The sequence below is a fragment of the Exiguobacterium abrahamii genome (genome assembly GCF_015645365.1).
Taxonomy (GTDB): domain Bacteria; phylum Bacillota; class Bacilli; order Exiguobacteriales; family Exiguobacteriaceae; genus Exiguobacterium_A; species Exiguobacterium_A abrahamii.
Map to the genome: position 1 here is coordinate 544,337 of NZ_JADOYC010000001.1, position 12,864 is coordinate 557,200.

At 45.6% G+C, this 12,864-nt stretch carries 14 protein-coding genes; 9 read left to right on the top strand and 5 right to left on the bottom strand.

All coding sequences use genetic code 11. The features are described from left to right. Nucleotides 1–15 precede the first annotated feature (15 nt). The 5 genes from ytpR (at nt 16) to ITJ88_RS02720 (ending at nt 4,189) form a co-directional block, all read left to right on the top strand. Entirely contained in the window at nt 16–624 is a 609-nt protein-coding gene (gene ytpR, locus ITJ88_RS02700; protein ID WP_195864605.1) for a YtpR family tRNA-binding protein, read from the top strand. 37 nt (nt 625–661) lie between these two features. Continuing rightward, nucleotides 662–1,594, top strand: a complete 933-nt coding sequence (locus ITJ88_RS02705; RefSeq protein WP_195864606.1) for a hypothetical protein — start codon at nt 662–664, stop codon at nt 1,592–1,594. A 78-nt stretch (nt 1,595–1,672) separates the two neighbouring features. Further along, nucleotides 1,673–2,968 carry a UDP-N-acetylmuramate--L-alanine ligase gene (murC, locus tag ITJ88_RS02710; protein ID WP_023469075.1) on the top strand — a complete coding sequence of 432 codons (1,296 nt, stop codon included), beginning with the start codon at nt 1,673–1,675 and terminating at the stop codon, nt 2,966–2,968. A 172-nt stretch (nt 2,969–3,140) separates the two neighbouring features. After that, nucleotides 3,141–3,656, top strand: coding sequence for a DUF2179 domain-containing protein (locus ITJ88_RS02715; protein ID WP_023469074.1), 516 nt, complete (start codon nt 3,141–3,143; stop codon nt 3,654–3,656). A gap of 92 nt (nt 3,657–3,748) precedes the next feature. Continuing rightward, a complete protein-coding gene (locus ITJ88_RS02720; protein WP_023469073.1) occupies nt 3,749–4,189 on the top strand; it encodes a Dps family protein in 441 nt (146 codons plus the stop codon). A 53-nt stretch (nt 4,190–4,242) separates the two neighbouring features. Here the strand turns inward: ITJ88_RS02720 and ITJ88_RS02725 are convergent, their stop codons facing one another. Next, entirely contained in the window at nt 4,243–5,355 is a 1,113-nt protein-coding gene (locus ITJ88_RS02725) for an aminopeptidase (RefSeq protein WP_029342360.1), read from the bottom strand. A 139-nt stretch (nt 5,356–5,494) separates the two neighbouring features. On the opposite strand from ITJ88_RS02725, the gene ITJ88_RS02730 reads away from it, so the two are divergent. The 4 genes from ITJ88_RS02730 (at nt 5,495) to ccpA (ending at nt 9,423) form a co-directional block, all read left to right on the top strand. After that, nucleotides 5,495–6,064 (top strand): DUF948 domain-containing protein, encoded by a 570-nt coding sequence (locus ITJ88_RS02730; RefSeq protein WP_029342359.1) that lies wholly within the window; start codon nt 5,495–5,497, stop codon nt 6,062–6,064. Continuing rightward, entirely contained in the window at nt 6,061–6,597 is a 537-nt protein-coding gene (locus tag ITJ88_RS02735; protein WP_064299494.1) for a YtxH domain-containing protein, read from the top strand. Before ITJ88_RS02730 ends, ITJ88_RS02735 begins: the two co-directional genes overlap by 4 nt. 571 nt (nt 6,598–7,168) lie before the next feature. Continuing rightward, nucleotides 7,169–8,254, top strand: a complete 1,086-nt coding sequence (locus tag ITJ88_RS02740) for a bifunctional 3-deoxy-7-phosphoheptulonate synthase/chorismate mutase (protein ID WP_023469069.1) — start codon at nt 7,169–7,171, stop codon at nt 8,252–8,254. 158 nt (nt 8,255–8,412) lie between these two features. Then, entirely contained in the window at nt 8,413–9,423 is a 1,011-nt protein-coding gene (ccpA, locus tag ITJ88_RS02745; protein WP_023469068.1) for a catabolite control protein A, read from the top strand. Between the two features lie 54 nt (nt 9,424–9,477). On the opposite strand, the gene ITJ88_RS02750 is transcribed toward ccpA, so the two are convergent. The 4 genes from ITJ88_RS02750 to ITJ88_RS02765 form a co-directional block, all read right to left on the bottom strand. Beyond that, complete coding sequence (locus ITJ88_RS02750; protein WP_195864607.1) at nt 9,478–10,233, bottom strand: maltotransferase domain-containing protein; 756 nt, start codon at nt 10,231–10,233, stop codon at nt 9,478–9,480. A 105-nt stretch (nt 10,234–10,338) separates the two neighbouring features. Continuing rightward, nucleotides 10,339–11,532, bottom strand: a complete 1,194-nt coding sequence (locus tag ITJ88_RS02755) for an acetoin utilization protein AcuC (RefSeq protein ID WP_195864608.1) — start codon at nt 11,530–11,532, stop codon at nt 10,339–10,341. After that, nucleotides 11,529–12,161: an acetoin utilization AcuB family protein gene (locus tag ITJ88_RS02760; protein WP_195864609.1), complete on the bottom strand. Its 633-nt coding sequence runs from the start codon at nt 12,159–12,161 to the stop codon at nt 11,529–11,531. Before ITJ88_RS02760 ends, ITJ88_RS02755 begins: the two co-directional genes overlap by 4 nt. Nucleotides 12,162–12,179: 18 nt before the next feature. Then, nucleotides 12,180–12,812, bottom strand: a complete 633-nt coding sequence (locus ITJ88_RS02765; RefSeq protein ID WP_023469064.1) for a GNAT family N-acetyltransferase — start codon at nt 12,810–12,812, stop codon at nt 12,180–12,182. Between the last annotated feature and the right edge of the window lie 52 nt (nt 12,813–12,864).

Consider the following 12,864-nt stretch of genomic DNA (forward strand, 5'->3'; position numbering starts at 1 on the left):
GGAGTCATGGATTGAATGAATGTGTTTTATAATAAAGAGGGCGTCGGCGACGTCTTAATGATCATTTTGGAAGACGCACCACGTGCGGAAGTGACAGCGACTCGTGAAAGAGACGTAGCAACAATCAAGCATGGTGATCGTGTCGTCGGTTACAACCTGTTTGATGCTTCGACTACGTTTACGATCGAGACACAAGGACCGGTTGAATTGACGGAAGAATTGGCAACACGCATCCAGAAGGAACTGGCGAATCGAGATATCGAATTGTCACTCGAACAAGTGGATTATTCTCCGAAATTCGTTGTTGGGTTCGTTGCTTCTTGCGAGAAGCATCCGGATGCTGATAAATTATCGGTCTGTCAGGTAGAAGTAGATAACGGAACTTTACAAATCGTTTGTGGAGCACCGAATGTAGCGGCGGGTCAAAAAGTAGTCGTTGCTAAACCGGGAGCGGTCATGCCGTCTGGGTTAATCATTCGTCCTTCGGCGTTACGCGGCGTACCATCAAGCGGTATGCTCTGCTCAGCGCGTGAGCTCGGACTTGTCGATGCACCACAAGAAAAAGGGATTCTTGTACTCGATGATACAAAAGCAGTAGGGGAAGCATTCTCAATCGGTCGATGATTCGACCGATTTTTTAACAAGATGGAGGGGTGAACGTATGAGTAATCGTTATGAACAGTCACTAAAAGAGCAGGCTGCCCGGATTCGTCGAGAGCTTGCAGGGGAACGTGAGACAAAGCCGGTGGAACGTCCGAAAAAAGAGGAGCGTGAAGATCGCTTCGTTTTAACGGATGTGCCTTCACCGATTTATGGATTCCAACGTCCGAAACAATCTGCATCGGAAACCGTAAAAGCTGCGGAAGAAACGGAAACGAGTGAGCAGGTTTCGGAAACAGTCGAAGAGGGAAACACTGATGAGGTTACTTTGACGGATCAAGAACTAATCGCGCCAGAAGTCGTATTAGACGAAGCGGAAGCAGATGCTGGTCTTGTACCAGTGACGGACGTCGAATTACTCGTACCGGAACCTCACACAAGTGAAGAACTCGTAAGAGAAGAAGTGCTGACCGTAACCGAAGTAGAAGAAACGGACGAAACTGAAACATCTTCCGACAGTGAGACGGTGGAACAATCAGCTGATCCGACGGAAGTCGTTTTAGACGAAGCGGAAGCAGATGCTGGTCTTGTACCGGTGACGGACGTCGAATTACTCGTACCGGAACCTCACACAAGTGAAGAGCTCGTAAGAGAAGAAGTGCCGACCGTAACCGAAGTAGAAGAAACGGACGAAACTGAAACATCTTCCAACAGTGAGACGGTGGAACAATCAGTTGTTCCGACAGAGACATCAAGTGAAGAGTCTGCTGATGAAAAAGAAGCTGAGCAACAAGTAGAGAGCTTCGCACCGACTTTTGATACATCTGCTATTGAAGTAGATCAAGATCCATCTGTTACCGAGGTCGATAAGCCTGTTCAGCCGGAAGTGAAAAAACCGGTCGGACCGCCTGTTAACGTCGTTATGACGACGAAAGACTTGATGGCGATGTATCGTGCACGTCGAGAACAAAATAATTTACATGGTAAAAAATAAATCGGTTTGCTATAATGGTACAGGTTTTGTACCCGAGCCCGATGGTACGGACCGGAACGTGAATTGGAGGGCTTTTATATGACAAAGTATCATTTTGTTGGAATCAAAGGAACAGGGATGAGTGCGCTCGCCCAAGTACTACATGAGATGAATCATGAGGTGCAAGGTTCAGACATCGAAAAGCACATTTTTACTGAAGACGCGTTACGGGCTAAGGGAATTCCATTTTTCCCGTTCAATGCGGATAACATCAAAGAAGATTATGTCATCATCCAAGGGAATGCTTTTGGAGATGATCACCCAGAAATCGCACGGGCAAATGAACTTGGTTTAACCATCCATCATTATTACGATTTCTTAGGACACCTAGCAAATGAATATCGTTCGGTCGCCATTACAGGCTCACACGGAAAAACGTCGACGACAGGTTTGCTTTCACACGTCTTGAGCGGTATCACACCGACAGCTTTCTTGATCGGAGACGGGACAGGGGCAGGAGTAGAGGATGCGAAAGCATTCGTCTTCGAGGCATGTGAATACAAACGTCACTTCTTATATTACAAGCCGGACTACGCTATCATGACGAATATCGACTTCGATCATTCGGATTATTTCACAGGAATCGATGACGTCGTTTCGGCATTCCAAGAAATGGCGATGCAGGTTAAGCAAGCGATCGTTGCTTGTGGAGATGATGAGCATCTTCAAAACATTCAAGCGAATGTACCTGTTCTCTATTATGGATTTGGAGAAAACAATGATTTCCGCGCGGAAAACGCGACGTCAACGCCAGATGGTACATCATTTGATGTCTATTTACGTGATGATTTCTACGGCACGTTCCTCATTCCAGGATTCGGTCGTCATCATGTCTTGAATGCACTCTCTGTCATTGCGATCTGTCAGTACGAAGGATTGAGCAAAGACGACGTTGCTGAACGTTTAGCCACATTTGGTGGTGTAAAACGTCGCTTCAGTGAGTCGGAATTCGGCACACAAATCCTAGTAGATGACTACGCGCACCATCCGAAGGAAATCAGCGCGACGATTGAGTCGGCACGGAAAAAATATCCGGACCGTGAAGTTATTGCGATTTTCCAACCGCATACGTACACACGCTTGAAATCATTCATGGATGATTTCGCGACTTCTTTACGTGAAGCAGATGCGACATATTTATGCGAAATCTTTGGATCGGCACGTGAGCAGGAAGGGCAAGTTCGCGTCGAAGATCTGCAGGAGAAAATCCCGCAAGCTTCTATTCTGACGCGTGACAACGTTTCTGTTCTACGTCAACATGAAAATGCAGTGCTTCTGTTTATGGGAGCGGGCGACATTCAAACGTATCAGCATCAGTATCAAAGTGTGAAATAAGCGAGAATCAAAAGTGTCACTCGACCGGAGTGGCACTTTTTTTGTCGTAATTTTGAATTATGATAGTAATTTCAAAAAACCGATGAGGAAAATCTAAAATAGGATTGCATCTTGAAAAAAAGTTTGAAATAGTGTTTATGTGTTGAAGTTATTATCAGAAAGGAAAGACACCATGGGACAGATTTTACTCATCTTATTGCTCCAGTTGATTTACGTTCCTGTTTTGACATTACGGACAATCATGCTCGTCAAAGGGCGGACTGTCATTGCCGGATTATTTGGCACAGTCGAAACATTGATTTACATTTTTGCACTAGGAATCGTATTCCAAGACTTAACGACACTCGGCATGGTCGTTTACGCGCTTGGATTTGGTCTAGGAATACTCGTCGGTGGATATGTCGAGCGAAAACTCGCCATCGGTTACAATATGATTCAAGTGCATACGCAAGAATTTCCAGCGGAACTGATTCAAGTCATTCGCGATAATGGTTTTGGTGTGACACATTATCAAGGTCAAGGACGAGACGGTGTCCGTTATCGGTTAGATGTGCTTGCGGCTCGAACACGTATGAAAGTGCTTCGTAATCTCGTCGAAGAATACGAACCGAAAGCATTCCTCGTCGCATTCGATTCCGTCGACTTCAAAGGTGGGTATATGTTGAAAGGATTAAAGCGTCCTCGATAGAGCACTTTTCCTGAGAATGATGTTTATTCTTTGTTATTTAAGGATAAAGATGAAATAGAACGTCATTTGAAATCAGGAAAGGGGAATATCAGATGATTAGTAATCATGCAAAATCAGCTTTGAATCAACAGGTAGCAAACTATGGAGTACTGTTCGTCAAACTCCACAATTATCATTGGTACATTAAAGGACCAGACTTCTTAACGCTTCACGAGAAGCTTGAAGAACTTTATACATGGGTGTCTGAACAATATGATGTTGTTGCAGAACGTCTATTGATGAATAACGGAACACCTTCTGCGACACTGAAAGAGTATTTAGAGCAAACGACGCTTGAAGAAGCGAAATCGGGGTTATCGGCAGATGAGATGATTGATTCCGTCATCAAAGACTTCCAACAAGTCCGAAAAGAGATGCTCGATGCGATTGAACATCTTGAGGCACAAGACGTGACGGTTGAAGATGATTTACTTGGTCAAGCGAAGGAAATCGAAAAACAAATTTGGATGCTTCGTGCGACATTGAAAAAATAAGATAAAGAAAACGGATGACCCCGTCCTATGTAGGACGAGCCATCCGCTTTTTCTTATTTCAGGTTTTCAGGATTGAGGACTTCGAGTTCTGGAAGGACGAAACGACCGTCTTTACGGATCAATACGTCGTCGAACCAGATTTCTCCACCACCGTAATCGGGACGTTGGATGTTGACGAGATCCCAGTGAACGGATGAGTCATTACCGTTGTAGGCTTCTTCGTAAGCTTGACCTGGTGTGAAGTGGAAGCTACCATCGATTTTTTCATCGAATAGAATATCCTTCATCGGATGCTGAATGAAGGGATTGACGCCGATCGCGAATTCGCCGACGAAACGGGAACCAGCATCTGTATCGAAGACTTGATTGATCCGATCTGTATCGTTCGCTGTTGCTTCGACGATTTTACCGTCTTTGAACGTCAGTTTGACGTTTTCAAACGTGAACCCTTGATACGGAGACGGTGTGTTATATGAGATGACACCGTTGACCGAATCCTTGACGGGTGCCGTAAAGACTTCACCGTCTGGAATGTTGGCATTTCCGGCGCATTTGATGGCTGGGATGTCTTTGATTGAAAACGTTAGATCCGTTCCTGGTCCGACGAGACGAACACGATCCGTCCGGTTCATCAAGTCAACGAGTGGTTCCATCGCTTGTCCCATTTTTTCATAATCAAGCGTACAGACATCGAAGTAGAAGTCTTCGAACGCTTCTGTCGATTGGTTGGCAAGTTGCGCCATCGATGCAGTTGGGAAACGAAGAACGACCCATTTCGTTCCTTTGACACGATCTTGTGTGTGCATCTTACCAATCGTTTGACCGTACAGTTTCATCTGTTCAGCCGGCACATCTGATAATTCATTGATGTTGTCACCAGCACGTAGTCCGATGTATGCATCCATCGCTTGCATTTGCTTGCGTTCGATGTCTGCCATCAATTGGAGTTGCTCTTCTGAAGCATTTCGGTATAATTTTCGTAGGATACGATTATCCTTAAGTAAAACGAACGGATGACCGCCAGCCGCGTAGGCAGCTTCAACGAGTGCCTCGACCAGTTCGCGTTCGATGCCGAAGTTTTCAATCAATACTTTTTCACCAGGTTCAAGGGCAACCGAATAGTTAATGAGATTCGTTGCCAGTTGAGTAAGACGTGGGTCACGCATGAAATTTCCCCCTCGAAATGGATTATGTAGGTTTCATTTATCATTGTAACGGAAATAAACCATTTGGAGTAGCAGGAACGACTTGCTACATGTCGAACTATCAACAAAAGACTATGCAAAAAAATTGGAGGCAAGAACCATGGAAATCACATTAGGCGGAATCGCCGGATTAGTCGCTGCGATCGCATTCGTAGTGCTCGTCATTTTCCTTGCCCGTGTATTAGGTGCTGCGAGTAAGACGCTCAACAATGTAGCCAACACGACAGCAGGACTTGAACGTCAATTAGACGGTATCATGATGGAGACGACAGCGTTGTTACATAAGACGAATCGTCTGGTCGATACGATTGAAGAAAAAACAGAATTGCTTGCACCTGTCGCAAACTCGATCGAAGAACTCGGTACGTCATTAAACAAAGTGACAGATTCTGTCCGGACAGTATCCGATACGGTTGCTGGTGCGGCGGATACGAATAAAGAACAGATTGCGCAAGCAGTCCGTTGGGGCTCAGTCGCTGTAGAGTTATTTAAGAAAAATAAACCGGCAGAGACTACGGTTCAAAATCATTCGACGGCAACGACGACGGTTGAGAAAAAGCCACGTCGTCGATTCCGGAAAAAGGCAGAGGCACCGGTTACACCGGAAGTCGTGTCAGTACCGGACGTCGAAAGTATTCCAGATGAGTTGAAGGGAGATCGTAAATCATGACGAAACAACACCCATATCAAGCACAAGATTCTTCTAAAGGAGGAGGCTTCCTTGCCGGAGTCATCGTTGGTGGATTGATTGGTGCTGCAGCAGCTCTCCTTTCTAGCCCAAAGTCAGGTCGTGAAGTACGCAATCTGATTGACGAGCGTACGGCTCCTGCGCGTCAACGTTTGACGGAACAGACACAAGTTGTCCGCGAAAAAGCGGAGCCACTCGTAGGTGAGTGGATTCAACTAGCAAAAGATAAGGCAGCACCTGTCATTGAAAAAGCGAAGAACAATTCAACGGTTCAAGAAGCGGCACAATATGCGGGCTTTGAGAAGGATCAGGCAAGCATCGATGCTGCTCTCGCAGAAGCAGAACAGCTCGTGCGGGACATCGAACGTGAAATCGGCGACGAAGTGGATGGGGCGTCTGTTGCAGAAGAAATCGACACAGAGACGGTCGTTGAACTTTCGGAGTTACGTGAACAGTTAGCAGACGAACAAGAGGAAGACAATGATCCGCAGTCTGATGTGAACCATAAGAAATAATCAATACATGAAGAGCTCTCATCATGAAGGCTCAAGACTGAAGACAAAGTGCAATTTTTCTCTAACGAGAAGGATTGCGCTTTTTTGTTCATCTCGCATCGTTTTCCTGGAATAAGCATCGCGCCGCTTCGCTTCGCTGCAGGGTCGCTCTTGCTTGTTTTTCCCTAGGAAGCGATGTCGAGTGAACAAAACGCTCCTCGGATAAAATGACGCGTCACACGCCACTCCTACAGGAAAAAGCGCATTATGCGCTGTCAGAGACAAATAAGACCCGATTTCCTGCTTGAATGAAGCAGGAAAACTGGCTTGTGTCTCGCCTGAGGAAAGGGCGTGAAAAGACACGTCATTCTTTTTTTGAGTCAGCCCATTTGTCTACAATCTGGAGCTCTCATCATGAGGGCTCTTTTTCTATGTTTCCTTATAGAGAGAAAACATCAAAAAATTATATGAAAAAACGTAATTTATTTTCATATTTTAAGAAATCATGCAGCTTCTTTATGTACAACAGGTAAAGAGTTCGCTATAATTAGTTGCTATTACGAGCTATATGCTGATTAGGGAGTGGTAGGACATGGATCAACATGCAGAATTAAAAAGATTACGTGATGAACTCGATTTAGTGAATGCAGAATTATTGGAATTGATGAACAGACGAGGTCAAATTGCCGTTGAAATCGGAAAAGTCAAACGAGCACAAGGACTTGATCGATACGACCCTGTTCGAGAACGTCAAATGCTCGAATCAATTGCCGCTAATAACCATGGACCTTTTGAAACAGGACGCCTTCAGCATGTATTTAAAGAAATTTTCAAAGCTTCTCTCGAATTACAAGGAGAAGATCGGACTCGGAAATTACTCGTATCACGGAAACAAAAACCGACGAATACGATCATTCGGATCGGAGATGCCGTCATCGGAGACGGTTCACAACAATTGATCGCTGGACCGTGTGCGGTCGAGAGCGAAGAACAAGTATTTGAGGTCGCGGAACAGCTCGCGAAACATGGCGTGAAGTTCATGCGAGGCGGAGCGTACAAACCACGTACATCGCCTTACGACTTCCAAGGTCTAGGACTCGAAGGTCTAAAGATGTTGAAAAAAGCAGCGGACGCGCACGGTTTGCATGTCATCACTGAAATCATGACACCGAGCGCCGTTGAATCTGCTTTACCATATGTCGACATCATCCAGGTCGGCGCACGCAACATGCAAAACTTCGATTTACTCAAAGAAGTCGGTCGTACGAATAAACCGGTTCTTTTAAAACGAGGTCTTTCTGCAACGCTCGAGGAATTCATGTACGCGGCTGAGTACATCATGGCGAGTGGTAACGATCAAGTCATCTTATGTGAGCGTGGTATTCGGACGTATGAACGTGCAACGCGGAACACGCTTGATATCTCAGCAGTTCCGATTCTGAAGCAAGAGACGCATCTCCCTGTCATGGTCGATGTCACGCACTCGACAGGACGTAAGGATTTACTCTTGCCAACAGCAAAAGCGGCATATGCGATCGGGGCAGACGCTGTCATGGTCGAAGTCCATCCGTTCCCAGCACTTGCGTTGTCTGATGCGAACCAACAACTCGATTTCCAAGAATTCGATACGTTCATCGAAAACTTGACGACTACCTTTCCGGCACTAAACGTTCAATGATTTCCGAAAAAGGGTAACCTAAAGCGAATGAAAACGTTTTACAATGAAGGAAGAATGGGAAAAGAAAAGTATCTTTTCCTGTCTTCCTTTCGTGTTGCCTAAAAATGAAAACGAAATGAAAACACTTGAGATGGATCATACTAAAGGAGGAATTTGTTTTGAATAGTAATATTACGATTTACGATGTCGCGCGAGAGGCTGCTGTTTCGATGGCGACCGTATCGCGTGTCGTCAACGGAAACCCGAATGTTAAACCATCTACACGAAAGAAGGTCCAAGACGCGATCGAACAGCTTGGTTATCGTCCGAACGCTGTTGCCCGTGGACTGGCAAGTAAAAAAACAACGACGGTCGGTGTCATCGTGCCCGATATCTCGAACATCTTCTTTGCGGATTTAGCACGAGGGATCGAAGATGTCGCGACGATGTATAAATACAATATCATTCTTTGCAACTCCGACCAAAATCGTGAAAAAGAAATTCATCTTTTGAATACATTGCTTGGGAAACAGGTCGACGGGATCATCTTCATGGGCGGACGTCTGCACGAGGATCTCGTTCGTGAGTTCAAAACATCACCGGTTCCGATCGTTCTTGCTGCGACGTTGAATCAAGATTATGATCTTCCTGCCGTCAACATCGATTATGAGAGTGCTGCGCACGATGCTGTTAAGTCTTTGATCGACCGTGGACATGAACGGATTGGATTCATCACTGGACCACTCGAACAGCAAATCAATGGTGAAAAGAAATTTGCGGGTTATCGCCGAGCACTCGAAGAAGCAAATCTTCCGTTTAACGAGCAAAATGTCGTTCTTGGAAACTATACGTATGATTCAGGAATGAAGGCGATGAATCAATTGCTTGAACTTGGAGAAGATTGTCCACGCGCGATTTTTGCTGGAACGGATGAGATGGCTCTTGGTGTCATCCATGCCTTACAGGATGCGGGACACCGTGTACCGGAAGACTTCGAAGTCATCGGACACGATAACACACGTCTTGCAACGATGATTCGTCCGAAACTGACGACTGTCGTTCAACCGATGTATGATATCGGAGCAGTCTCGATGCGTCTATTGACGAAAATCTTGAACAAAGAAGAAATTGAAACGAACGATGTCACGTTACCACACCGGATCGAACAACGGGATTCGACACGTCCTTAATCGAAAAAACGTCTCTTCTCTCAAGCAAGCTGCTTGAAAAAAGAGACGTTTTTTTTATTTCGCGACAGTGATAAGTTCATCTTGATGATGATGGAGTTGATCATTTTCGACATGGAGTCGAACCGTCGTCTGACCAGGTGCAGTCAATGTCACTTTCCCGCTGTAGGCATCGCCCTTTTTTTCTAAAGGAACGTAGTTATGCTTTTCAATGCCCGTTTCAATGACTTCCACTTGTACGTTCGCCTTTAGCGGTTTCCCATCAAGGAAAATATGAAAAGAGACGGGAAGTTCAGCACCAGCTTTCGCTTTTGTTGCGCCCATGTAATGAACAGACAGACCGTCGACAGCTTCGTGATCATGTCCATGTTCGTGAGATGCTTCCTCTTTTTCATGTGAATGATCCATGACAACAAATGAGATCTTATCCATATGATGGAGTCCTTTTTTATCATTGATATGATACAGTCCTTCATACTCACCTTCAGCAAGTTTAGCTTCTGCTTGATAAGAACCCGTCTTTTTCAAGGTTGCCTTGAACTTTTGATGGGCACCGTCTTGTTTTCCGGCTTCCCAAACTTCAAATGTCACGTCCTCAAGATTGACTGGTTTCTTTTGTTCGACAGCTGACGCTTTAAAAACAACTTTATCTTCTTCCATTGTCTTGGCTGGAACATTGACGTTGACTTCGACCGTCGGTTTTCCTGACCCTTGCATGTTATCGTGATCCATTGCCTGTTTTTCATTGCCACACCCTGCGAGTACGATCCCCGTCGACAGAATAAGACCGGAATATAGCCATGCCTTTTTCATGATGATTCCCCCAACTATTATTCATTTACTAAGTAAAAATTCCATATTTAGTATAGCAACAAGTTGTGAACTCCGAACGAAATAAATGTGAAGATACAAAGTCAATTAATCAATGGAGTAAGGGGAAGTCGCAGTCAATTGTTTCTTACGCTCATCGCTCACGAACGGCCAAATTAATCGTTTAACAGTCTCCCAATTTTTTTCTTCGATTTCAGGTCGTCGCGGAATGGCGGGGTAGAGTGGTGTTGGATCATGCCAGTGTGTTGGTGGGGGTGTTTCTTGTCCACTCCAACGTTTTTGCCATGAAGTAGGAATCTCTCCACGAAACGGAGCTTGTCCGGTCATGGCAGCAAAAACTTGACTCCACGCGCGGGGGACGACACGATACCAGTCATAGCCGCCTCCTCCTAAAGCAACGATTTTTCCATTCGTATATTTATTTGCTGCAGCGACGGCGATTTGAGGGATCTGCTCATAACTTTTCATCGTTAAGGATAAATGAGTCAATGGATCAAGCGCGTGTGCATCGGCACCATTTTGCGTAATGATGAGATCCGGTTGGAACAATTCACAGGCTTCAAAGAGTGCCGTCTCATACGCGAGTAAAAACGAATCATCTTCCGTAAAGGCGTCCAGTGGCACGTTCCAGCTAAATCCATACCCTTCTTCAGACCCCCGTTCCGTCACCATTCCCGTTCCTGGAAACAAGTAGCGACCCGTCTCATGGAGAGACAATGTCATGACGTCCTTTCGATTATAAAAGGCCCATTGTACACCATCACCGTGATGGGCGTCTGTATCGACATAAAGAATTTTACAGTGATATTTTTCAATCATGGCTGCCATGGCGACAGCGGTATCGTTATAGACACAAAAACCAGAGGCACGTCCACGGAATCCGTGATGCAATCCGCCACCGATATGAAAGGTCCGTTTATATTGACCAGATAAGACGAGGTCACACGCTTCGATCGTGCCGCCGACAAGGAGAGAAGCGCCCGAATGCATCCCTTGGAACAAAGGGGTGTCTTCTGTCCCAAGACCATACATCTGTGCCTTGAGAGGTGTTAATGTTCCGGTTCCAGCTGCTTTGACGGCAGCAATATAATCTTGATCATGAACGAGTGCTAATTCTTCATCAGTCGCATGACGTGGCGCGATACAAGGAATGTCATCTAATTGATGCATCGCTTCAAGCAAGGAAACCGTTAACTCGAGGCGAATCGGATTGAATGGATGTGTCTCTGAAAACCGATAAGTCGCTTCCTCCGGACTGTACAGATAAGCAAAATCCTTCATCTGCTCACATCCGGTCCAAGTACATCGAATCCTTCTTTGCGCAACTTTTCGATGATCCGGATTGGATTCATCGTCTGGACACGAAATGCAACGATCCGGACATACGGATCGTCTGTTGGATAGACGAGTACATTTAAGATATTGATATTCGTTTTGGCAAGCAGTGCGGCAATCTTTGCTAATGTTCCAGCAGTGTTCTCAACACGGATTTCGATTTGAGAACTTGGTTCGAGTGCACCCGTCAATTGAACGAATGTCCGTAACAAATCCGTTTCCGTGACGACACCGACAAGGCGTCGACCGCGGACGATTGGCAGACACGTCAATCGATATTCATAAAACAGCACAGCCGCATCTTCGAGAAAATCGAGCGGATGAGCCGTGACAGGACTTTCAATCATGATGCTTGAGACCGGATACTGTAGGTCTTGTTTTGCTGTATCCGGATGAAAGATACTACTTGCGCTTTGAATTTCCTTTAATCCGACAAGACCGACGAGTTCATGGCGGGCATTGACGACAAGAACATGACGAATCTGATGACGTTGCATGAGTTCGACCGCATACGCGATGGAATTCGTCGGTTGCATCGTGATGCACGTCGTATTCATGATTTGTTCGATTAACATGACGATTCCTCCTCGAGCTCAGTCATACATGAAGCGTCTTCTCAAGCGTAGCGCATCAAAATGAGCGACGACTTCAGGTGAGACGTGTTTTCCGATACGTGCCATCAGACAGTTGGCAGGATGGGAGGCGATTTCCGGATCGTCGGTCGGGAAGAAGACAAGACCACCATGATTCATCATCTTCTCCATGATCTTTCGGTAATCCCAGACCGATAGTCCGCTCCCTTTTAGGTCCCAATGCCAATAATATTCAGTCGTTAAAATCAAATAGTGTTCCATAGCGGGATCGAGCATAGAGATTTCAAGCAATTTTTTACCGATCTGTTGTCCGCGGAACCGAGAGGAGACTTCGATCGCTCCGAGTTCCAAGATGTACGGATTGTTTCCTTCGCTCCACGTTTCGTAAGGGTCAGGGTATAAGTAAGTCACATAACCGATGATTTCCGTTCCTTGACGAGCGACGATGATCCGTCCTTCCTCAAGGTCTGCAATCTCAACGAGTGCTTGATGTTGTTCAGCAGGTGGACGAAAAGCCGTCAACCCTGAATCGAGTGTATACGTTGCTAGTGTTTGACTCGGTACGGGACCTTCGATGTCAACAGGACCGAGTGATGTTTCATGCGTCCGATGATTGAATTGTTTTTCAAACATGTAAGCGTCACCACCTTCCTATTCATTATAGACGAAAGCGCTTGAGCAAAGA

Bases quoted from the DNA above. Each gene is read 5' to 3' on its own strand.
- ytpR (WP_195864605.1), top strand. From the start codon at position 16: ATGAATGTGTTTTATAATAAAGAGGGCGTCGGCGACGTCTTAATGATC.
- ITJ88_RS02705 (WP_195864606.1), top strand. From the start codon at position 662: ATGAGTAATCGTTATGAACAGTCACTAAAAGAGCAGGCTGCCCGGATT.
- murC (WP_023469075.1), top strand. From the start codon at position 1,673: ATGACAAAGTATCATTTTGTTGGAATCAAAGGAACAGGGATGAGTGCG.
- ITJ88_RS02715 (WP_023469074.1), top strand. From the start codon at position 3,141: ATGGGACAGATTTTACTCATCTTATTGCTCCAGTTGATTTACGTTCCT.
- ITJ88_RS02720 (WP_023469073.1), top strand. From the start codon at position 3,749: ATGATTAGTAATCATGCAAAATCAGCTTTGAATCAACAGGTAGCAAAC.
- ITJ88_RS02725 (WP_029342360.1), bottom strand. From the start codon at position 5,355: ATGCGTGACCCACGTCTTACTCAACTGGCAACGAATCTCATTAACTAT.
- ITJ88_RS02730 (WP_029342359.1), top strand. From the start codon at position 5,495: ATGGAAATCACATTAGGCGGAATCGCCGGATTAGTCGCTGCGATCGCA.
- ITJ88_RS02735 (WP_064299494.1), top strand. From the start codon at position 6,061: ATGACGAAACAACACCCATATCAAGCACAAGATTCTTCTAAAGGAGGA.
- ITJ88_RS02740 (WP_023469069.1), top strand. From the start codon at position 7,169: ATGGATCAACATGCAGAATTAAAAAGATTACGTGATGAACTCGATTTA.
- ITJ88_RS02750 (WP_195864607.1), bottom strand. From the start codon at position 10,233: ATGAAAAAGGCATGGCTATATTCCGGTCTTATTCTGTCGACGGGGATC.
- ITJ88_RS02755 (WP_195864608.1), bottom strand. From the start codon at position 11,532: ATGAAGGATTTTGCTTATCTGTACAGTCCGGAGGAAGCGACTTATCGG.
- ITJ88_RS02760 (WP_195864609.1), bottom strand. From the start codon at position 12,161: ATGTTAATCGAACAAATCATGAATACGACGTGCATCACGATGCAACCG.
- ITJ88_RS02765 (WP_023469064.1), bottom strand. From the start codon at position 12,812: ATGTTTGAAAAACAATTCAATCATCGGACGCATGAAACATCACTCGGT.